This is a genomic window from Bacillus sp. MRMR6 (assembly GCF_001940785.1).
Taxonomy (GTDB): domain Bacteria; phylum Bacillota; class Bacilli; order Bacillales; family Cytobacillaceae; genus Neobacillus.
Map to the genome: position 1 here is coordinate 1 of NZ_MSLS01000030.1, position 21646 is coordinate 21646.

Genomic DNA, 21646 nt, shown 5'->3' on the forward strand with positions numbered 1-21646 from the left:
TGAGTACAATTTGAAGCGGATTCGAAGAATTATGAATAAGTACGCCATTATCTGCCCCATTCGGAAGGCAAATCCATATAGACGTATGATGAAAGCAACACAGGAACATCGAGTTGTGCCGAACCTATTGAAGCGTCAATTTAAGCAAGAAGTCCCTGGCAAAGTCCTCCTAACAGATATTACCTATTTATTTTACGGAAAGGGCCAGAAGGCCTACCTATCAACAATTAAAGATAGCTCCACTAATGAAATCGTGGCCTATCATGTGTCAGATCGTATCACGATGGATCTAGCTACAAACTGCCTAGGTCTTTTTTAAAAATGTCCTTTACAACGGGTACACTTTATATTAGCCTTGGATTTTTTCTAATGAATATTTCTTTTCTTAAATCTTCCGCCCCGGACTTCAGCGATATCAGCTATTGCTAAAAATGCAGAACTATCGATATGATCTACAATGGTCGTCAGCTTCGATTCTTCAAGTCTTGTAATGATACAGAAAATGACTTTCTTTTCATCCCCGGTGTAGGCTCCTTCACCTTTTAAGTAGGTAACACCTCGACCCAAACGGGCGTTGATGGTTTCACCGATTTCTTCTGCTGCATCACTTATAATCCAAACCGATTTGGACTCTTCAAGTCCTTCTACCACTGTATCAATTGCCTTTGCAGCAATAACATACGCTAGCACCGAGTACATAGCACGGTCCCAGGTGAATACAAACCCTGCAGCGCCCAGTATAAATATATTGATAAACATAATAATTTGACCTACAGAAAATGGAACCTTCTTCGTAATCACGAGGGACAGAATTTCTGTTCCATCTAATGCCCCACCATTCCTAATCACAATACCAACTCCAATACCAAGAATCATCCCGCCAAATATAGTAGCCAAAAGGATATCATCTGTAAAAGCTGGTGCATGATGGAGTAGTGTAGTAAATATAGATAAAATAATAATTCCATAAATAGTTGAGATCGCAAAGGTTTTTCCCATTTGTTTATATCCCATGTATACAAACGGCAGGTTTAGGATGAAGAGAAAGATTCCTAAACGGATACCAGTTAGGTGTGAAAGCATAATCGAAATCCCCGTAACACCGCCATCGACAACCTGGTTGGGAACTAAAAAGACCTCAAGACCTACAGCCATGAGTATAGCCCCAATAGTTATTGCGATTGCACGCATGATGATTTTACTCAGTGGCAGCTTTTGGTGTTGAACCTGTGTTTGAAGCATTTCCATCTCCGTCATTTTATCACGCCTTTTTCTATATGTTAGATTAGATACTAATGTTTTTAGGGTTTTTATCTGCCTGAACTATTGTTGCCATAATTGGTTCAATACATAATTACAGGTTGGAACTTTTGGTTATCGCACTTTAATCACAGTTAATATCTGACTATCATTATATCATTAATGTGAAAATTAATGAACTAGAGTTCAACTTCAACCTTTATTACCTTCCTATATTTTTATCAGCATCAAAAAAACGCACAATCATGTGCGTTTGGTTAAAAGACCTATGGTTCAGAGGTTTTCCTCATTACACAAATCAACCAACTTCTCGCTTTCGTTTCTGCTTGTTTTTATAACGATATAAAAGGACAAAGGCTAGGAGGACTAGAGTTATGATGATAAGTATTAGATCATTCATCTTACCTGACATGAATCCCGCTGGAATAAGGGATAGAAGAAAAAAGAAAATAAAGTTTCCTGTAATCGTACCTATAATAAAATCTTTAAATTTAATTGAACTTACTCCACCGAGTATATTAATTAAACTTGTAGGGACAAATGGAAAAATTCTTGCTTGAAAAACAAATATTAATCCGTTATCCTCCATTTTTGCAAGCAATCTAGTGTCGGTTTTCTTAACAACCCAATTTTGAAAATAATAGCGACTTCCAACGAACATGATGGCAGCAGCTATTATGCTGGTAACCCAACTCCAAATAAAACCATTAACAAAGCCAAATAAGGTATAATTGAGCGTGATGACAAGTATGAGTGGAATAAGGGTGAATGAGTTTTGAATGATCATGATAACGAGTGAAAATGTGAGCTGACTTACGACATTCCCCTTAAAGGAAGCTATGATGCTATCTATATCTCCACTTCTAAGCATTGGGAACAAGTTAGTATTAAAAACAGTAAAAAGGATAACTCCTACTATAGCCATTAGCGATGCAGACTTTTTCCAGATCCTAATCACCTACTCCCACTCTACATAACAAAACTATATACAAAAAAAGGTAATTACTATTATATTATCATATCATGGAAAAATTCCACTGTGTTAAAATAAACGAGACTTATATAGTAATAGATATATAGCTAAATTCAAGCAAAAGCACTTAGTCCAAGAAAACTAAGTGCTTTTGCTCTTCTGGTCATTACTCTAATCTTGAAAATTCTTCTACTAGTTCATTGAACTTTTTCAAGGCATTTTCAATCGGTATTGGCGTCGTTAAATCGACACCTGTCTTCTTTAAAAGCTCGAGCGGATAATCGGAGCTTCCGCTCTTTAAAAAGTCTAAGTAAGATGCTAACGTCTTTTGGTCGCCTTCTAGAATCCTGGTGGCCAAATGAATCGCTGAAGCAAAACCAGTGGCATATTTATAAACATAAAATGGCCGATAAAAGTGAGGGATTCTGGACCACCCAAACTTTACCTCGTCATCAAAAACTACTTCCGGCCCATAATACTCCCTGAACAAGCTTTCATATGTTTGATTAAATACTTCTACATTCAATGGTACTCCTTTTTCGGCTAACTCATGTGTTTTCTTTTCAAATTCAGCAAACATCACTTGTGTAAAAAAGGTCCCTTTGAATTGGTCAATAAAATGGTTTAATAAATGCTTCCGAACTTCTGGCTTCTTTTCATTTTCCAAGAGGTAATTGATTAATAATACCTCATTAACAGTTGAAGCAACCTCTGCGACAAAGATACTATAGCGGGCTGAGATTTGTGGCTGGTGCTGTGAACTGAGTTTACTATGAACGCCATGACCGCATTCATGTGCCAGGGTAAATAAACTATCTAAATCGTCTCGATGATTCAATAAAATAAAGGGGTGTACTCCGTAAATTCCAAGATTATAAGCACCTGACCGTTTCCCTGGTGTTTCCCGTACATCAATATATCTAGACTCCTTAAATTCCTTTAAGATCGTAATATATTCTACACCTAGCGGCGCCAAACCTTTAAGCATCATCTCATAGGCTTCTTCATATGGAATGTCCTGCTTAACACCCTTAACCAATGGCACATTCATATCGTATTGACGCAGTTCGTCTAATTGGAGTTTTTCCTTGCGGATTTTAGAGTACAAGTGAAGCGGTTTGATGTTCTCTTTTGTTGCTTCTATTAGGTTTTCATACACTTCCTTCGGTACCCGGTCACCAAATAAAGCTTTTTCAAGCGCCGATGGATATTTACGTACCTTTGATAAGGTTACATTATTTTTAATTGCCGCCGATAGTGTTGAGGCAATGCTGTTCTTTAATTGAACATAAGGCTGATAATATGCCTTATAAGCTTCACGCCTTTTCTCACGGTCTTCTTCTTCCATTAATTTTGAGTACATCCCTCTTGTTAGTTCAACCTTTTCACCATTTTCTTTCGTTACTTCTCCAAATTTTATATCTGCATTATTCATCATCCCAAAGGTTGTTCCTGGAGCGGATAACGCTTCTCCTAGTTGCGAAAGCAATTCCTCCTGTTCCTTATTGAGGACATGTGCTTTATATCTAAACGACTCGAATAAGTCTTCTTCAAAATATTTTAAACCGGCATCTTCGGCTATGTATTCCTTTAAGGTAGTTTCACTTAAGCTTAATAAAAATGGCATAAAAAAGGATGTCGACGCACTTACCTTTACACTAACCCCTTTAACACGGTCTAATAAAGCTTGTGAACTAGTATCTCGTGTATCTTCATCTACCTTTAACATCGCATATGCATAAACATGATTTAGCTTATAGGATAAATTTTCCTGAAGGGCTAGAAAAGCATGTAAGCTATGCCCATTGTGAATGGTACCATCATATTCCTTAAGCTGAGCTCCTAGCTTTTCAATCTGTTCAAGGTCCTCTTCCCACTTATTGAGTTCAGAATATAAATCACTAATATTCCATTTTTCACTCTCCGGCACTTCTAGCCTAGACGTATAAGTCGTCATCAACCTCACTCCTCTTTCTACAAAATAGCAGTCTTTACAACATTACTAAAGTAAATATTCACTAAACACACCAACTATGCCATAACTAAGCAATCTTAATAAGTATAACAACGAATTATCCAAATTAACACAAAATAGCAAAAACTCGCACCTCCCCACTGTCCACCCCAGACGTACAAAAGGCACTGAATTGTCCACGAGCGGTGACAGGCACCATTTCCTAATTATTTCCCAAACCAAAAAGGGTGTCGCAAGTCATTTTGCGGCACCCTTTGGTTATGCTGGTTTTATTTGCGGTTTAGCAGCAGTTGCTTTCGTTACCTGTTAAGACTAGACCATTGTTTTGTTGGTCGAAGTCGAGTGTTAGGTCTTGTGTGTAGGCTTCGATATTTGGGTCAAAGGCTACTTGGATTTGATTGATGGTTACTATGTTATCTTCTGCTTCCGGCTCATCCAGAGCCAGTCCTATTTGTGGCTGTCCTCAGCCAAAGCCCGCGAAATAAACGCGGATTCCACTTACATTTTTGTCTTCTAGCACTTGAACTAATAAGTCGCGTGCTGCATCTGTAATTTTCATGCTTTCCCCTACTTCTCTAATAATTGTTTAATTTGTTTGATACCCTGTTGTTCCATTTCTACCCAAGGAATAACAGCCATTTGTTCAGAAAGTTCATTCCTGACCTTTTCAATCCAGTTTCTTTCAGCCCTTGCTCTGCCACTTAATATTGGGTCTATTGTATTTGCAGCATAAAGACTTTGATTGATTACCCACCAATGAGGCACAATTCCTGCACGCTTCAAGTCTTTTTGAAGTCTTTCTGCTTCTAATACTGGAGTAGCTTCTGGCAGAGTTGTGATGACAATTTCTGTCTCGTTTTGGTTGCGAAGCCTAGGTAGTAATTCTTTCACATTCTCCGAAATTTCGCCAGTAGAACGTTCTAATTCTTTATGATAAGAATGTGCTGCATCCAATAACAACAAAGTATGACCAGTTGGAGCAGTATCGATGACAACAATTTCTTTCTTTGACCTGCCAACGACTTCAGCAAAGGCTTGGAAAATGGCTATTTCTTCTGTACATGGGGATTCCAAGTCCTCTTTGATATAAGCAATAGCATCCTCATCAAGGTCACTAGATACCTTACTCAAAACATCATTTCTGTATTTATCCACTTCTACTCTCGGGTCAATTCGGCTAATAGTCAGGTTAGAATAATTCTGGTCATCTCTGAAATAAGTCGTTAAATGCGCAGCTGGATCGGTTGTAGTTAAATGAACCTGGTGCCCTTTTTCACTCAAAGCAACTGCAATTGCAGAAGCAATGGTTGTTTTACCCACCCCGCCCTTTCCCATTGTAAATACAACTTTGATATTCCTCTGTTGTAAGTCATCAATTAAATCATGAAAAGGTGGAAGCGAGACAGGTGCACTGTATGAATCTGTTTGTAAAGCAGCCTCCTGCTCATTAAATAAATTACTTAAGGATTCAATTCCGGTTAATGAAAAAGGCATAAGTGCAATTTCAAATATTGGTAAATCCACTAATCCAGCAGGCATCCGTGAAAGAGCATGTTTTTGCTTACGATAAAAAGCCTCTGAAATACGATCACCCTGTGTAAATCTTTGAAGAACACCGTTGACTAACAATATTTGCTGTACCATGCCAATTTGGAATAGTTCTTGGGCTGCTCGTTCTGCTTCTAATAAAGAATTTATATCAGGTCTTGCCACTAAGATCAATGTGGTTTTTTCTTTATCGGATAAAGTGTCGACGGTTGTTGCGTATAGTTCCTTTTTTTCACTTAAACCAGATAACGGTCCTAAACAGCTGGCACCATGAGAACTTTCATTTAAAAAGTCAGTCCATGCGGTAGGCAGCTGCAAAAGCCGCAATGTATGACCGGTTGGGGCTGTATCAAAAATAATATGGTCATATTTATCTTTTACTAAGGGATTAGCTAGCAGATTGGTAAATTCATCAAACGCCGCAATCTCTACCGTACATGCTCCAGAAAGTTGTTCTTCCATCGACATAATGACATTTTCGGGAAGCTTTCCTTTAAATGGCCCGACAATTTTATCGCGATACGCTCTTGCTGCTTCTTCGGGGTCTAAATTACAAGCGAATAATCCCTCAACATTGGGAATGGATTGAATTTCATTTGTTAAGTCTGTTTCAAATACATCCTGCAGGTTGGAAGCAGGATCCGTTGAAACAATAAGTACCTGTTTTCCTTGATTGGCTAGATAGATGGCCAAGGCACTTGCAGAGGAGGTTTTTCCAACTCCACCCTTACCTGTAAAAAACATGAAGGGGGTTAACTGAAGTTCATCAGGTCTAAATAATGGATACACCTTAAACACCTCTATTTTATAATAATTGGTTAGAAGGCTTTTTTGCTTCTAACTCCTTTGTTTCGATTTCGAACCATGATGCTAATTCCGGATTAGAGGGGTAAGAACCCTCTTTTACTACATTTCCATCAATAAGAACCAACGGCAATACCTCTGTACCTCGTTCATTCAAAAGCTGATTGACTTTTACATTTTCAATAAAGGCTTGTGGCTCAGTCCCTAAATTGTAGCGAGTAACCGATAATCCTTTGCTATTAAGTAGAAATAAAGCAGATGCTACTCTTGCTAATTCTGGGTCAATCGTTGGACCGCAAACTCCGGTAGGACAACACATAGCAGGATCATAAATCTCTAATTTCATACTTTCAACTCCATTTCAATACGAACTAACATCCACATCTTTGTGTAGGATTGCTCTTGTCTATTTGTTCAATTTTCTCTGTTATATCTGCTGTAAAGCTCAAAACACTTTCAATTAATGGAAAAGATTCGCTATCTTTATTTAAAGAATAATAAATCCATTGTCCCCTTCTTGTTTCTTTCACTAAACCTGCATCTTTTAGTTTTCGTAAGTGCTGACTAATCGACGGTTGACTCACGTCAAATACTTCAAGCAGTTCACACACGCATAATTCCCGTTTCATCAAAAGGGCCGCAATAGTAAGCCTTGTTTTATCACCTAGCAATTTAAGTACCTGTGCAATCTGAGTTATATCTGATGTAACTTTTTGCATTATTCCACCTCCAATGAAATTTAACGAGAAACCTATATAATAAATATATAACTATTCACTTATATAATTCAAGTGATATAAGTTAGTTGTTAAATATTATTAACAAATTTGATAAAAATAGTGATATATTTTTTCGCTAAAAACTATAGCCGAGCTAAATACCCCGGCTCTCAATTCCCAAATTATTCTCCAGTATCCGCAAAACCTTTGATACGTCCACCTATTTCATCACGAACTCGTTGGAAGAAAGCCCATCTCTCTTCTACTGTACCTTCTGCCTTTGCAGGATCATCAAATCCCCAGTGTACTCGTTTGATATGTGGAGGAGTTACAGGGCAATGATCAGCTGCATGTCCACATAAGGTAACAACTAAATCGGCATTATTTAAAATATTCGGATCAATCACATCAGAAGTTTGGTTTGAAATATCAATTCCTGCCTCTTTCATTGCTTTTACCGCATTTGGATTAAGTCCGTGGGCTTCTAAGCCGGCGCTTCTTACCTCCCACTCGTCACCTAAATGTTGTTTTGCCCATCCTTCTGCCATTTGGCTGCGGCATGAATTCCCTGTACATAGAAAGTAAATTGATTTTTTAGACATGTTAACTCTCCTTTTTGTTTATATTATTAACAACCAAATATACAATCCAACTAATGTGATAAACAATGTCGGAATGGTTAAGATAATACCTGTTTTAAAGTACGTTCCCCAAGAGATCTTAACACCTTTTAAGGATAGAACATGAAGCCAAAGTAAGGTTGCCAATGAACCAATTGGTGTGATTTTTGGTCCCAAATCTGAGCCAATTACATTTGCGTAAATGAGGGCTTCTCTAATAACACCGCTAGTATCTGTATCTGCAATTGCTAGTGCATCAATCATGACGGTTGGCATATTGTTCATAACGGAGGAGAGGATTGCAGCAATGAAACCCATTCCAATTGTTGCAGCAAACAGTCCTTGGTCGGCTGTTAACTGGATGAGATCACTTAATACATTGGTTAATCCCACATTTCTCAACCCATAAACAACTACGTACATTCCAATTGAAAAGAACACGATTGCCCATGGTGCACCCTTTATAACAGTTGCAGTGTCTACAGCCGTACTTCTTCTAGCCATAATTAGAAAGAAGATCGCAACTATTCCAGCTATGATAGAGACAGGTACTCCAATGAATTCACTGGAGAAGTAACCAATTAGTAATATCACCAGCACACCCCAAGATAGACGGAACATCTTTTCATCTCGTATGGCTTCAGCTGGCTTCTTCAGATGGGCTAGCTCATATTTCTTAGGAATGCTCTTACGGAAATATAAAAATAATACCAAAATACTTGCACCTAAAGAAAAGAAGTTAGGAACAATCATTCGTGATGCAAATTCAACGAACCCTATGCCAAAGAAATCAGCTGAAACGATATTGACTAAATTGCTAACCACTAATGGCAGTGATGTGGTATCTGCGATAAATCCACTCGCGATAATAAATGGAAATACCATTCTCTCTTCAAATTTAAGATTTCGAACCATTGCCAAAACAATGGGTGTCAAAATTAGGGCAGCACCATCGTTTGCAAAAAAGGCCGCAACTAATGCTCCTAGTATGGAAACATACACAAACATTAACACTCCATTACCTTTTGCAGCACGAGCCATATGAAGGGCTGACCACTCAAAGAAACCAATTTCATCCAGAATCAGAGAGATGATAATAATGGCAATAAACGCTAAGGTTGCATTCCAAACAATAGATGTCACATCTACTACATCATGGAAGTCAACAACCCCTACGAGGAGAGCGAGAATGGCACCGCCACAGGCTGACCAGCCAATCGATAACCCCTTTGGCTGCCAAATTACTAAAATCAAGGTTCCCAAAAAAATTGCCGTTGCTAGTATTGTTGATAACAAAGCAGTACCTCCAGTCACGTCCAATAATAAAGAACGTATGATTCATTTATATTAATATATAACTATTCACTAATATAATAAAATACTTATTGAATGAATTCAAGAGGCTATTTTGTAAAATTAGCGTAAAGAAAAAGTGCATTACATCTAAGTAGCTAGGATAAAAATATAAAATAGGGGCCAATCGCAATAAATAATGCACAGACCATCACTACAATAGCCCCACTTTTACTGTTTTCTTTCCAAAGAGTGATGGAAAATGCACCTCCGTACAAAAACAGCATTACAACTAACACCCAAAGAACAAAATTCATATTAATCCCTCAATATTTCTAAGGATGGTACCTTTGATTGTTTACCAAATTCACCAAAGGTAACCTCTACAGCAACCTTCACTTCAGCTTCTGGGTATGTCTTCATCCAATCATACTCCGTATATTCTTGGACGGTTTTAAATTTTTTTCTAGCATAGATAGACCACATGAAAGCCTCGCCTTTAAACTCTTCTTTCATCTTTTCAACAAAGGTTTGGATCGTATCCGTCAAATGTTCTTCGAGATGCTTTTTTAATATTTTCTTTTTTTCCTCATCATCACCGTAGCTTGTCATACTCGGATCAGATAATATCTCTATAACCAAGGGTATATTAACTGAAATTTTTGGTGGTCCATTTCTTATGTCTACGCTAACCTCAGTATCTTCGTTCTTAATGAGACGTGCTGCTAGCCTAAATCTATCACTAAATGGATCTGGATAAGTGGTTAAAATATCCTTTATTCTAGTAGTGTCGTCCAACAACTCAGATATTCGCGTTTCCTGCCCGGTGATTTTGCCAATCATTCTACCTTCCTTAAAAACAGCCGACCCAATAAACTGAGTTTGATTTGCCGTTCCTTTTGCATCAATTTCCCCAGCCAAATATTCATCCTCACTATTAACGGATTTGTTCTTTTCAGTCTCTGTCGTTGCATAAATTGCCAGAAATAATTCCGCATCATTCTCTGTTACTCTAAAAAACCTATGTAAGTCCGAATCTGGGATAACCCCAGTCGCAATGCCTCTATCTATCATAAATTGAAAATATTTATGGGGTCTTGATTCTAGTTTAGGTTTATTGTTTGTAAAGAAAACACTAGCATCTTCTTTTGAAACAATTAAATAGGAATCTCTTCTAATTTCACGATCTTTTGTTGCATCATAAATGTACCTAATAAAATCCTTATCACTCGCCAATTCCTCAGAAATAACAAAAACCCTTAATAAATCATAGGTTAATTCTCTAGCGATAACAGTATTGGCCGTATTACGGGCCGAAATAAAGTCATTTGCCCTAATAGTTAATATCTCTTGGGCTGGTTCCTGAGTCCCTCCGCCTCCTTGTTGGCTCCCTACTTCAGGGTTGGCAATTAAAAAGGTGATAGTGAGATGGTTTGAATCAGCATTCTTATCTAGTCCCAAACCAATCACATATGCTCTTTCCTCTAGTTCCTTTTTATCCCAGCATCCAGACAACAATAGCAGTACTATCAGAAAAGGGCTATATTTTAACACTGCCTTTATTGGTTTCACTTCTTACATCACCTCTTATTTTAGCAATGATCCACATTAAGATAGGCAAGGCGATAAACACAGGGGAGAATATTTGGTACAAAGGATCCCGTAGTTTATATATGGTAAAAGAAGGTGTTTCAGGTATCATTCCAATAATTAAATACACACTAGCAAAGATTGGGATTGCATATATATACTTTTTAACCTTAAAAATATAACCGAATAGTAATGCGTTAAGGTATAAGTAAACAGAAAATCGTATTAGACTTGCTACAACCCAAAAGGGAAAAAATAATGTATCAATATTTGATAAGAACGTGCCAATTCCTATATATCTTGTTAATTCATGAAACGGAAAACTCAGTATACTCACAGACATGTAATCAAACATGAATATAAACAATAAAAAGGAAATGGTAATCTCAACGGTTAAAATTGCTAAAGCAATCCATGTGCCTTTTGTAAAAACTTTATTAGATGCCAAAAAAGGGAAAATGAGGCCCATATAGGCAATATCACCATAAAGTGAGGTTTTAAAGACACTTTCTATCATAATTTCTTTGATACCTGGCCCCCAGAATGGAAAAATTGCATAGAAATTAGCCTCTTTGATCGACAAAAATAAGGCAAATGCTAAAACAATTTTTATGTATGCAAGTACAAGCCATGACAAGGACCCTAAATGTTGTATCCCTTTCATAGCCGTATAAGCACATGCAACCATCATGAGAATAAAAATAGCTATTGTAGGTGTTTTTACAAAATAGAGAGTTGAAATAATATCAACATAACTCCTGGTATCAACTGCAATCACTACCGATCCATATAACCAAAAAAGGAAGGAGATAGAGATTCCAAGGATTTTACCAAAAAGATGAACGATCACATCATGAATGTGCTGATCCTTATAAAGTTTCATCACTTTAATCAAAAAGTAAATAGGTATGGCAGCGATTATACCTCCGATTAAAGGCCCCATCCAACTTGCACTTAACAGACTGTCAAAATATAAGGCAGGAGTACTATCCGCTAACTTGACGCCAATGATTATTAAGAGCATCGCAACATATTCTCTTATACCAACAGCAGTACTTGAAGGTGTCCTCATATTTCTCTACTCTCCCTTTTTCTGAATATCCTTCGGCTTTAAAAAACCCGGCCTAAATCTTTCATTTTTCAGGAGCTTTCTAAAAATAGTATCCTGAGAGGATGTATACCTTGGAGTCATAGGGGCTAAGTATGGAACTCCAAAGCTCTTGATGGAAAGCATATAGGATAGCCCAATGATAAAGAGAAGGCTCATTCCATAGATTCCAAATACGGATGCCGCAATGATAAATAAAAATCTACAAATTCGGATTGCAAAGTTAAAGCTTATATCACTAATGGAAAAAGAAGATAGTCCCCCAAGCGCTACAATAATGATTACGATAGGACTAATGATATTAGCCTCTACAGCTGCCTGGCCTAATATTAGTGCCCCAACAATCCCAATTGTTGGCCCCATTGGATTTGGAACCCGCAAACCAGCTTCACGTATTAACTCAAATGCAATTTCCATCATTAGTATTTCAAAAACAATCGGAAAAGGTACTCTTTCCCTTGTTGCGGAAATCGCTAGCTGTAGGTCTGGAGGAATCATTTGTGCATGATAGTTAGTAATTGCTATATAAATAGCCGAGGTAAACAATGTTATAAACACAGCAAACATTCTCAGAATCCTAGTAAAGTTGCCAAACAAAAATTTCAGGTAATGCTCCTCTGGTGTATGAAAAAACGACCAAAAAGTTGCCGGTAATACCAAGCATGCTGGAGAATTTTTCATGACCAAGACAATGTAGCCATCTTGGATAAAAGATACAGCTCTGTCAGGTCTTTCCGTATACAGTGTTGTCGGAAATATTGACTTTTCCCGCTCTTCTATAAGCTGCTCTAAGATTCCTAAATTTTGAACAGAGTCAATATCTACTTTGTTTAAACTTTGCTTCACAATTTCTAAAAGTTCATCATTGACAATATCATCCAAATATAAGATATGAACTTCATCTTCCGTTCTTTTTCCAACATTAATCTTTTCGTTAATCAAACTCTCCGTAGTAAAGTATTTTCTAACTAATGCGATATTATCTACTACATTTTCATTAAAAGCTTCCTTAGGTCCTTTTAAGATAACTTCATATTCTGCTTTATCAATACTCCGAGCCTTTACTTCTACTGTATCCATCGAGAATGCAGTTTTACTCTCGTCGATAAATAATACCGTACTCCCTTTATTAATTTCTTGGAGCACTTCTTTGAAGCTATAGATCCTTTTAATACTTTGACTTATGATAATGTCTTCAATTTTTTTACTAATACTCGTATTTGTTAATAACGGTTTAATAATTGCTTTTTCTATCAATCCGGTGTTCACTATAGGAGAAAGGAAGACAATACTTGCCCTCAGCTCGACTCCGCCTATGTATAACTCTCTGGTTTTTAAATCTTGATTACTAGGTAATTTGTAAATCTTTCTAATGGCGTCCATATTTTTATCGAGACTATAATAAACATTGCCTTGTTTTAATTGAATAAGCTCATCAGAGTTACGCTCTTTGTTAACATCATGATTATTTGTTTTTTTCAATAGTTTTTTGAAAAGCTGTAAAAACAAATTAAACAACCCCACTGGCATTTTTCTATCATTTTAGTCATAAATGAAATGGTTAAACCGTTTTATATGAAAGAAGTCATTTTAAAACAGTAATAATAAAAAAGGACTGTCCTGAGATTAACTCGGACAGTCCTTACATTTTATTCGTTAGCTTCAACATCTTTTGAGATATTATATTTGTACTGAGAACGATCTACGGGTATGAAACCTTCCGGGGTGTAGAATCGTAATAAATCACCATTTACAACTCTATCTGAGAGAGCTAATTTATTCTCAACGATTTCTTGATATTTCATTGCTTGTTCCAGACGGTCTTCTTCTATAATCAATCCAGTAGAAGAATCAAAGAATTTGCCCTCACTATGGATGAACTCCGGACTTACATATTCTCCGTTACGGAACGGGATAATTTCATCATGTTGTTCAGATAATAAATCCGTACCAAAATGAACAAAATCATTTGATTCAATTCCTAGTAGGTGAAGCAAGGTTGGAAGAAGATCAATTTGGCCGCCATATTCATGATTCACTCCACCTTCCATTCCAGGTACACGAATAAATAGCGGAACACGCTGCAGGCCAGCAGTTTCAAAACTGCCAATTTCCTTTTCCAGGACTTGTGCCATTGCCTTATTATGATTTTTAGAAATACCATAATGATCACCGTACATAATAATGACGGAATTATCGTATAAACCAGATTCCTTTAGATAATTAAAGAATTGCTCTAATGCCTCATCTGCATATCTTGCCGTCTGGAAATAATTATCTACTGACTTGTCACCTGTAGTATGCGGTGCAATCGTTGCTTCTTCTTGATTCATTGAGTATGGGTAATGATGAGTTACCGTAATGAACTTAGAATAGAACGGCTGTGGCAGTGTTTCTAATAAAGCAGCAGACTGCTCATAAAATGGTTTATCCATAAGACCATATTCCGCTAAATCTTCAGGATTCATTACATATGAATTTTCATCAAAGAAATAATTAAAGCCAAAAGATTTATAAATTTCATTTCGATTCCAGAAGCTGCCTGAATTACCATGGAATACAGCTGATGTGTACCCTGCCTGACCAAGGATGGCTGGAGCAGCATGATACGTATTCATCCCTTTTGTTGTAAAAGCAGAACCCTGTGGTAACCCATAGAATGAATTTTCAAGAATAAACTCAGCATCTGCCGTTTTTCCTTGTGCCGTTTGATGGAAAAAGTTATCAAAATAAAGTGTACTCTCTTCTTTTGTTAAAGAATTTAGAAACGGAGTCACTTCTTCTCCATGCAGCTTGTAGTCAATCAGAAAGCTCTGGATTGATTCAAGGTGAACATAAATAACATTCATTCCTTTGCCGGCACCAAAGTAGGCAGGATTAGGCTCCGCATAATTAGATTTTGTATAGTTAATAATTTCGGTCATATCATCACTATTCGCCATAACCCTTTGTGCGGATGCTTTCGTACTCTTAACAGCATCATAAATCGTGTAATTGTACATACCTAAATATTTCACAATATAATTTCGGTCAAATCCTCTCGTTAATAACTGAGGGCGATCCGTTTCGGCTAACGAAAGATTTCCGAATGAGATTGCAAGTGATAGTGAAAATAATGCCGCCACTTTTCGGCGATCCATATCTTTTAATTCGATTTTAACAAAACGAGTAGCAAGAAGTGTTATTAAGAACAGGATGTCAATGAAGAATAAGAAATCAAACGGTCTTAATAATGACACAACACTGCCACTTACGTCTCCAAAATTCTGTGTTTGCGTTAATGTTGGTAAGGTAATAAAATCATTAAAAAATCGGTAATATAAAATATTTGCGTACAGGAGGAATGATAATAGAAAATCAATAACTAGCAGCACAATATATTTTAATCGGCCTTTAAAAAGTAATGCTAGTCCTAAAAATAACAAAGACGATCCTAAAGGATTTATAAAAAGGAGAAATTGTTGCAGGGTATTTTCAATACCTAAGTCAAATTGAGTTAATTGTGCAGTATATGTTTTTAACCAAAGTAACAATACTGCCAAAAGGAAAAATCCAATAAACTTATTAATAGTTTTATCTTTATGAAATACGTTATTCATTTTTATATTGCACCTACCTTCAAGCAATTATTATTGCACATTTTAGTTTATATTTAAATATGATTTTAGAACCAATTAAACTATCAATTATTTTATGGTATAAATATTAACAATCTGTGAACAAACTAAGAAATAATCAAAGTAAAGCATCACAAGTATATTATTATAACTCGATTATTAATAAAGTCAAGGATTCCTTGACTTTATTTCCAAAAAAAGGAGAATCGATTCGACATTAGTTCTTTAAAAAGTTGGTAATACTATTTCTGTGCTTCAGGAAAGGTGGCACTGAATGTGAATAATATTTCCTACTCACTAAGGAGGTTTACGATGGGTATTTTAAGCGGAAACCCTAAAGAAGAGCCTTTACATTATGGAGAAGTCTTTGATATTTGGGCATCAGATTTAGCCGGCAATGCTATGATAGCTGGTTATCAGGTTTTGGTAAACCATGCGGGTGACGAAGATCTGCAGAAGTTGTTAGTCGAAGCGATTGAACTTGGTCAGCAGCAAAAGAAACAAATCGAAGAACTGTTAAAAGAAAATGGGATTGGATTACCTCCAGCTAGTCCAGAACCGCCAGAAGCGTGTCTTGAGGACATTCCTGTTGGAGCAAGGATACAGGACCCTGCCATTGCTGCTACACTTTCTGCTGATTGTGCGGCAGGGCTAGTTATTTGCAGTCAAATAATGGGGAAATCCATCAGAGAAGATGTTGCTATGCTATATGGGCAATTCCATATACAAAAAGCAGCACTAGCGGCCAAAGTTCTCCGCTTAAACAAAGAAAAAGGATGGCTGATTCCTCCCCCGCTTCACTTGAATAAACACGGAGACTGCTAAAAGTGTTACTTGATTTGCAAAAGTAAGGGCCCAAAGGAAGTTTATACTCCTTAGGGCCCTTCGTTTTATTTCAAATCCTTAAGCAGACTTAAATCTACCATCCCTTTAATGTCACTGTTTGGAATATATCCAGCTTCTTCGCTAATTTCAGCCATTTCTTGGATAACTTGTTCGTTTACTTCTGTTGTGACTAACAAACGGGAAAATGCCGCTGCTACCTCGTCTGCATTCAACTCTTTACCAGTAAGGTCTTTAAGGTGTTTAATAACAATTTCTTTACTTTCTTCAGGGTTATTTTGAATAAATTCAACTGCTTTCTTATGTGCACTTAAGTAGGCTTTAGCAAGATCTGTCTTTTTTAAGAAATCTTGTCTAGCGGCTACTACTGTATTTGTGGATTCCTTACCCCAGGCAAACTGATCCCAGTCTAATAAGAGTTTACCGTTAGCTTGGGTTTCTAATACGTATCCCCATGGCTCTTGTGTAGCAGCCGCATCAACTGAGTTTTGAATGAATAGTGAGGCTGTATCTGCTGGAGCTGCAGCGTATAAGTCAACCGTACCACCATTTGTTTTTGCTTTTAAATTAACTTCTTTTAACGCTTTTCTTAACATTACATCCTGTGTGCTCCCAATTACCGGAATTGCCACCTTTTTCCCATCTAGATCAGCTAATTCTTTTACACCGCTATTTTCATTTGCAACAAGAACAGCCCCGCCATTAACCGCTCCAGAAATAAGATGGTATTCCTTGTTTTTTACAAAGAAGTTAAGCAATGGACCAGGTCCCACAGTCCCTACATCAATCGCCTTTGTAGCCATAGCTTCCATAAATAGTCCGCCATTGTTAACCGTTTTCGTTTCAATTTTCACATTTTCACCAAAAGCTTCTTCAAAATAGCCATTCTCAAGAGCTACGATGGTGGCAATATGTGTAAGGTTTGGGAAATAACCAATTTTAACTGTTTGCGTATCTGTTCCACCAGTTTCTGCTTTATTATTAGCTTGGCCGCAACCGCTTAATAAGCCTAAAAATAACACCAATACTGATAAGTACAACATAGATTTTTTTAACATCTTTTTATCTCCTTTAAATAAAATTATCTTCCTCGTAAACCCCATTTTACTTCAACACTTCGTTCCAATCTTGAAAAGACAACATTATCAACGATTGTACCAATAATAGCAATGATAATCATGACTGAAATAACGAGATCCATTTGTCCAAGTGAACGTCCCATTTCAAGAAGCTGTCCGAGACCTCCACCCCCGCCAAGCAGTTCCCCTGCCATTAGGGCACGCCATGAGAATGCCCATGCAATTCTGAGACCAGAAATAATCTGAGGTACAGACGCTGGCAAGATAACAGTTCGAAGGAAATGGAACCCGCTTGAACCATAGGTTTTTGCAACTCGTTGATATAGCTGAGGGACATTCTTGAATCCGCTTGTTGCATTAACGGTCATGGTCCAGGTAGCGCCAATAGTAACGATAAACAAAATGGAAAAATCATTTAGTCCGAACCAGATAATCGCTAACGGAAACCAAACAATACTTGGGATCGATTGGAGGGCGGTAACGATAAATCCGAGTGTATCCTCAACAAGTTTATAACGCCAAATAAAATAACCTAATATTAAACCAACAATGATCGCAATGGTAAAACCAAGGAGGATACGACCCATACTTTTAGTGATCGCAGCAGTAATTTGCCCACTGATCAACCCATTTATTAATGTTTCAAATACTTGGGTCAAACTTGGGAACATAAAATCTGGGAGGCTGGAAAATCTAGATGTGACTTCCCATATCACCGCTATCATCGCGATGAAGATGATTCGTCTTAAAGCTGTAGTCATCACCCATTTCCTCCTTCAATACTTTTTCAATTTCTTCTTGTAAAATCGACAATATCTTTTGTTCCGTCGATAAAGTCACACTATCAGGCATTACCCCGTCCCTCATCGTTGGTACGGAAATAATTTCTTTAATCTTGCCTGGACGAGTTGCAAAAACAACTACCTGTTCTGATAGTAGCACTGCCTCCCTAATATTGTGGGTAATAAAAAAAATGGTAACTTTCGTTTTTCGCCAAATTTCGAGCAATTCCTTATGCAAGACCATTCGTGTTTGTTCATCCAATGCGGAGAAGGGTTCATCCATTAACAAAATATCTGGTTCCATTACTAATGCCCTTGCAATCGAAACACGTTGTTTCATACCTCCAGAAAGTTCATGAGGATATGCATCAACATATCGGCTAAGGTGTACCATCTTCAATACTTCAAGTGCTTTCTTTTTAGCTTGCACTTTAGGCATTTTTTTCAGAAGTAGACCGTACGTTACATTTTCCATAACGGTTAACCAAGGAAATAATCCTGCTTCTTGAAAAACAACAACCCTTTCAGGACCTGGTTTTTTCACTAAATTTCCGGCAACACGGATCTCGCCTTGATCCGCTTTATCGAGGCCGGCGATCAAATATAGCAAAGTGGATTTACCACAGCCTGATGGACCGACAATGGATACAAAACTTCCTTTTTTAACATTTAAATTTATATTATCTAGAACTTTAATTGGTTCTTTCTTGTCATTCGTAAAGCTTTTTTCAATACCGTCGATTGTTAAATACATCTTGTCACCTCGTTTAATTCCAAGTAAACTAATGGGTTTTATTTTTATATCATGCTTTACGACAATGGTTCTTGTCAACACAATTATACATCAATAGTTAAATATTTTTTCTACAATAGTAAGGTTGATAGGAATAGATTGTTTTGAAAATGGGGTTCACTTTGATAAAATATATTAAATAGGGTTCTCAGTACCAATTGGAATTATTTATATAGAAGTAATACTTACGGAGGTTTTGTCATGAGGGTTGTAAATAATATCACAGAATTAATTGGAGATACACCTATTGTTCGTTTGAACAGAGTGGTTCCTGAACATGCAGCGGAAGTCTATGTGAAACTTGAGATGTTTAATCCTTCTAAAAGTGTAAAAGACCGTGCTGCTTATAATATGATCAAGACAGCTGAGGAAGAGGGCTTAATTAAGCCTGGAGATACAATTATCGAGCCCACTAGTGGGAACACTGGTATTGGTCTGGCAATGACTGCAGCTGCCAAAGGCTACAAAGCAATCCTAATCATGCCCGATAATATGACCAAAGAACGGATCAATATACTAAAAGCTTATGGGGCAGAAGTGGTGTTAACACCGAGCGAAAAGAAAATGCCGGGTGCTATTGAAAAGGCACTTGAACTACAGAAGAAGATTCCTGGCAGCTTTATTCCACAGCAATTTGAAAATCTTTCAAACCCTGATATTCACCGCACTACAACCGCAATTGAGATTTTCGATCAAATGGAAGGTCGTCTCGATGCTTTTGTAGCTACTGCTGGAACGGGTGGGACGATTACTGGAACTGGAGAGAAATTAAAGGAACTGCTGCCAGAACTTTATGTTGCCGTTGTTGAGCCTAAGGGTTCTCCTGTTTTATCAGGAGGTCAGCCCGGTCCACATAAATTGGTGGGTACTAGCCCTGGATTCGTACCTTCGATTTTAAATACAAATGTATATGATGAAATTTTTCAAGTTGCAGATGAGATTGCTGTAGATATGTTTAAACGCTTGGCTTCTGAGGAAGGAATATTTGTTGGCCCATCTGCAGCCGCTGCCGTTATTGCTTCTATTGAAGTAGCTAAGCGATTAGGTACTGGGAAAAGAGTTGTTTGTATCGCACCAGATACTGGTGAACGTTATCTAAGTATGGAATTATAAAAAAGTTGGATGAGGTTGCTCCTCATCCGACTTTTTTATTAAATGATGGTTAAAGGTCTTTTCCATTTGATGCAATGACCTGTGTGTACCAGTGGAAACTTTTCTTCTTCGTACGCTTCATTGTACCTTTGCCATCATTGTCTTTTTCCACATAAATATACCCATAACGTTTTTTCATTTCACCTGTTGAAGCACTGACAATATCAATTGGGCCCCAGCTCGTGTATCCTAAGATTTCTACACCGTCTGCAACTGCCTCTCCCATTTCGGCGATATGCTTTCTCAGGTAATCAATTCGATAATCATCGTTTATTTCCCCTTCTGGAGAAACTTCGTCTACTGCTCCCAGCCCGTTTTCTACTACGAATAACGGTTTTTGGTACCGATCGTATAGTTGGTTTGCCGTTAATCGAAAACCTCTTGGATCAATGGTCCAGCCCCATTCTGATTTCTCAGCGTATGGATTTGACACAGAGCCAAATACATTTCCACTAGTTATATTTTTTAATACCTCAGGGTCTGTACTGGTGGCACGACTTGAATAATAGCTGAAACCGATATAATCAACAGTATGTTCCTTCAGAAGCGCTTCGTCTCCATCTTCCATTTCAATTGTTAAATTGTGATCCCTAAAAAAGCGCTTCGCATATCCTGGATACTCTCCACGTGACTGCACATCGATAAAGAAGAAGGATTCGCGATCTTTGTCCATTGCGCTCCAAACATCATCGGGGTTACAAGTATATGGATAAGTAGTGCCAGCTGCCAGCATACAGCCAATCATCGCGTCTGGAATGATTTCGTGGCAGGCCTTTACAGCTAGGGCACTCGCAATAAGCTGATGGTGAGCTGCTTGATATTGAAGTTGTTCTTTGTTTTCGCCTTCTTTAAAGTAAAGGCCAGCCCCGATAAATGGTAAATGAAGGAGCATATTAATTTCATTAAATGTCATCCAATATTTCACCTTGTTTTTGTAACGCTCAAACAAGGTGGTAGCATAGGTTTCAAATAAGTCAACTAACTTTCGGCTTCGCCAGCTTCCGTACGTTTCGACTAAATATATCGGTACATCAAAGTGAGCGATCGTCACCACGGGTTGAATGCCGTACTTTAAACATTCATCAAACACATCATCATAAAACTGTAAACCAGCTTCATTTGGCTTTTCCTCATTACCTTTTGGAAAGATTCTTGACCATGAAATCGAAAGCCTTAATGCTTTAAAACCCATTTCAGCAAAAAGTGCAATATCCTCTTTATAACGATGATAAAAGTCAATCGCTTCATGGGAAGGATAAAATTCACCTTCGATTGGTTGAAAGGAAGAAATATTCCCCATCATGAAGTCCCGGCGCAATTTTCCAGTTGGAAGTAAATCGACAACTGTCAGCCCTTTTCCACCTTCTAAGTAAGCCCCTTCTGCCTGATTCGCAGCGATGGCACCTCCCCATAAAAATCCATCGGGAAATGTAATGTTATTCATCCTCAACAACTCCTAATTATGTATTAATTGAAGTAAAGCATTTCTT

Annotated in this window: 19 protein-coding genes and 1 pseudogene; 3 read left to right on the forward strand and 17 right to left on the reverse strand. The window is 37.5% G+C overall.

Annotation, left to right across the window (positions count from 1 at the left end; genetic code table 11):
* Positions 1–307: pseudogene (locus BTR25_RS20905) on the forward strand (IS3 family transposase); the annotation flags it as partial.
* A 59-nt stretch (positions 308–366) separates the two neighbouring features.
* Here the strand turns inward: BTR25_RS20905 and BTR25_RS20910 are convergent.
* The 13 genes from BTR25_RS20910 to ltaS all read right to left on the reverse strand — a co-directional run bounded on the left by BTR25_RS20910 (position 367) and on the right by ltaS (position 15489).
* Positions 367–1257, reverse strand: coding sequence for a YitT family protein (locus BTR25_RS20910; RefSeq protein WP_075689967.1), 891 nt, complete (start codon positions 1255–1257; stop codon positions 367–369).
* 301 nt (positions 1258–1558) lie between these two features.
* Positions 1559–2218, reverse strand: a complete 660-nt coding sequence (locus BTR25_RS20915; RefSeq protein ID WP_083652493.1) for a TVP38/TMEM64 family protein — start codon at positions 2216–2218, stop codon at positions 1559–1561.
* Between the two features lie 181 nt (positions 2219–2399).
* Entirely contained in the window at positions 2400–4190 is a 1791-nt protein-coding gene (pepF, locus tag BTR25_RS20920; protein WP_075689968.1) for an oligoendopeptidase F, read from the reverse strand.
* Positions 4191–4775: 585 nt separating this feature from the next.
* Positions 4776–6500, reverse strand: a complete 1725-nt coding sequence (arsA, locus tag BTR25_RS20930; protein WP_075690005.1) for an arsenical pump-driving ATPase — start codon at positions 6498–6500, stop codon at positions 4776–4778.
* Positions 6501–6561: 61 nt separating this feature from the next.
* On the reverse strand, positions 6562–6906 hold the full coding sequence (arsD, locus tag BTR25_RS20935) for an arsenite efflux transporter metallochaperone ArsD (protein WP_075689969.1): 345 nt from the start codon (positions 6904–6906) through the stop codon (positions 6562–6564).
* A 25-nt stretch (positions 6907–6931) separates the two neighbouring features.
* Positions 6932–7279: an ArsR/SmtB family transcription factor gene (locus BTR25_RS20940; protein ID WP_075689970.1), complete on the reverse strand. Its 348-nt coding sequence runs from the start codon at positions 7277–7279 to the stop codon at positions 6932–6934.
* A 182-nt stretch (positions 7280–7461) separates the two neighbouring features.
* On the reverse strand, positions 7462–7881 hold the full coding sequence (gene arsC, locus BTR25_RS20945; RefSeq protein ID WP_075689971.1) for an arsenate reductase (thioredoxin): 420 nt from the start codon (positions 7879–7881) through the stop codon (positions 7462–7464).
* A gap of 18 nt (positions 7882–7899) precedes the next feature.
* A complete protein-coding gene (locus BTR25_RS20950; protein ID WP_075689972.1) occupies positions 7900–9195 on the reverse strand; it encodes an arsenic transporter in 1296 nt (431 codons plus the stop codon).
* 155 nt (positions 9196–9350) lie between these two features.
* Positions 9351–9509, reverse strand: a complete 159-nt coding sequence (locus tag BTR25_RS27785) for a hypothetical protein (RefSeq protein WP_175596842.1) — start codon at positions 9507–9509, stop codon at positions 9351–9353.
* A gap of 1 nt (position 9510) precedes the next feature.
* Entirely contained in the window at positions 9511–10764 is a 1254-nt protein-coding gene (locus BTR25_RS20955) for a Ger(x)C family spore germination protein (protein WP_083652494.1), read from the reverse strand.
* Positions 10733–11854 (reverse strand): GerAB/ArcD/ProY family transporter, encoded by a 1122-nt coding sequence (locus BTR25_RS20960; protein WP_075689973.1) that lies wholly within the window; start codon positions 11852–11854, stop codon positions 10733–10735. The genes BTR25_RS20955 and BTR25_RS20960 overlap by 32 nt, the downstream gene beginning before the upstream one ends.
* Positions 11855–11860: 6 nt before the next feature.
* Positions 11861–13399, reverse strand: a complete 1539-nt coding sequence (locus BTR25_RS20965) for a spore germination protein (protein WP_254842763.1) — start codon at positions 13397–13399, stop codon at positions 11861–11863.
* Between the two features lie 140 nt (positions 13400–13539).
* Positions 13540–15489 (reverse strand): lipoteichoic acid synthase, encoded by a 1950-nt coding sequence (gene ltaS, locus BTR25_RS20970; RefSeq protein ID WP_175596843.1) that lies wholly within the window; start codon positions 15487–15489, stop codon positions 13540–13542.
* Positions 15490–15819: 330 nt separating this feature from the next.
* Between ltaS and BTR25_RS20975 the strand changes: the two genes are divergently transcribed.
* Complete coding sequence (locus BTR25_RS20975) at positions 15820–16332, forward strand: DUF3231 family protein (protein ID WP_075689974.1); 513 nt, start codon at positions 15820–15822, stop codon at positions 16330–16332.
* 65 nt (positions 16333–16397) lie between these two features.
* On the opposite strand, the gene BTR25_RS20980 is transcribed toward BTR25_RS20975, so the two are convergent.
* The 3 genes from BTR25_RS20980 to BTR25_RS20990 are packed head-to-tail and all read right to left on the reverse strand — an operon-like array spanning position 16398 to position 18965.
* Entirely contained in the window at positions 16398–17408 is a 1011-nt protein-coding gene (locus tag BTR25_RS20980) for an ABC transporter substrate-binding protein (protein WP_075689975.1), read from the reverse strand.
* Positions 17409–17431: 23 nt separating this feature from the next.
* The gene (locus BTR25_RS20985) at positions 17432–18190 is read right to left on the reverse strand and encodes an ABC transporter permease (protein ID WP_075689976.1); all 759 of its coding nucleotides are present in this window, start codon (positions 18188–18190) and stop codon (positions 17432–17434) included.
* Positions 18123–18965 carry an ABC transporter ATP-binding protein gene (locus tag BTR25_RS20990; RefSeq protein ID WP_075689977.1) on the reverse strand — a complete coding sequence of 281 codons (843 nt, stop codon included), beginning with the start codon at positions 18963–18965 and terminating at the stop codon, positions 18123–18125. The genes BTR25_RS20985 and BTR25_RS20990 overlap by 68 nt, the downstream gene beginning before the upstream one ends.
* A 240-nt stretch (positions 18966–19205) precedes the next feature.
* Between BTR25_RS20990 and cysK the strand changes: the two genes are divergently transcribed.
* Positions 19206–20117, forward strand: coding sequence for a cysteine synthase A (gene cysK / locus BTR25_RS20995; protein ID WP_075689978.1), 912 nt, complete (start codon positions 19206–19208; stop codon positions 20115–20117).
* A 49-nt stretch (positions 20118–20166) separates the two neighbouring features.
* On the opposite strand, the gene BTR25_RS21000 is transcribed toward cysK, so the two are convergent.
* A complete protein-coding gene (locus BTR25_RS21000) occupies positions 20167–21600 on the reverse strand; it encodes a 6-phospho-beta-glucosidase (protein WP_075689979.1) in 1434 nt (477 codons plus the stop codon).
* Between the last annotated feature and the right edge of the window lie 46 nt (positions 21601–21646).

Coding starts and splice junctions, on each gene's coding strand:
- BTR25_RS20910 (WP_075689967.1), bottom strand. CDS start 1,257: ATGACGGAGATGGAAATGCTTCAAACACAGGTTCAACACCAAAAGCTG.
- pepF (WP_075689968.1), bottom strand. CDS start 4,190: ATGACGACTTATACGTCTAGGCTAGAAGTGCCGGAGAGTGAAAAATGG.
- arsA (WP_075690005.1), bottom strand. CDS start 6,500: ATGTTTTTTACAGGTAAGGGTGGAGTTGGAAAAACCTCCTCTGCAAGT.
- arsD (WP_075689969.1), bottom strand. CDS start 6,906: ATGAAATTAGAGATTTATGATCCTGCTATGTGTTGTCCTACCGGAGTT.
- BTR25_RS20940 (WP_075689970.1), bottom strand. CDS start 7,279: ATGCAAAAAGTTACATCAGATATAACTCAGATTGCACAGGTACTTAAA.
- arsC (WP_075689971.1), bottom strand. CDS start 7,881: ATGTCTAAAAAATCAATTTACTTTCTATGTACAGGGAATTCATGCCGC.
- BTR25_RS27785 (WP_175596842.1), bottom strand. CDS start 9,509: ATGAATTTTGTTCTTTGGGTGTTAGTTGTAATGCTGTTTTTGTACGGA.
- BTR25_RS20960 (WP_075689973.1), bottom strand. CDS start 11,854: ATGAGGACACCTTCAAGTACTGCTGTTGGTATAAGAGAATATGTTGCG.
- ltaS (WP_175596843.1), bottom strand. CDS start 15,489: ATGAATAACGTATTTCATAAAGATAAAACTATTAATAAGTTTATTGGA.
- BTR25_RS20975 (WP_075689974.1), top strand. CDS start 15,820: ATGGGTATTTTAAGCGGAAACCCTAAAGAAGAGCCTTTACATTATGGA.
- BTR25_RS20980 (WP_075689975.1), bottom strand. CDS start 17,408: ATGTTAAAAAAATCTATGTTGTACTTATCAGTATTGGTGTTATTTTTA.
- BTR25_RS20985 (WP_075689976.1), bottom strand. CDS start 18,190: ATGACTACAGCTTTAAGACGAATCATCTTCATCGCGATGATAGCGGTG.
- BTR25_RS20990 (WP_075689977.1), bottom strand. CDS start 18,965: ATGTATTTAACAATCGACGGTATTGAAAAAAGCTTTACGAATGACAAG.
- cysK (WP_075689978.1), top strand. CDS start 19,206: ATGAGGGTTGTAAATAATATCACAGAATTAATTGGAGATACACCTATT.
- BTR25_RS21000 (WP_075689979.1), bottom strand. CDS start 21,600: ATGAATAACATTACATTTCCCGATGGATTTTTATGGGGAGGTGCCATC.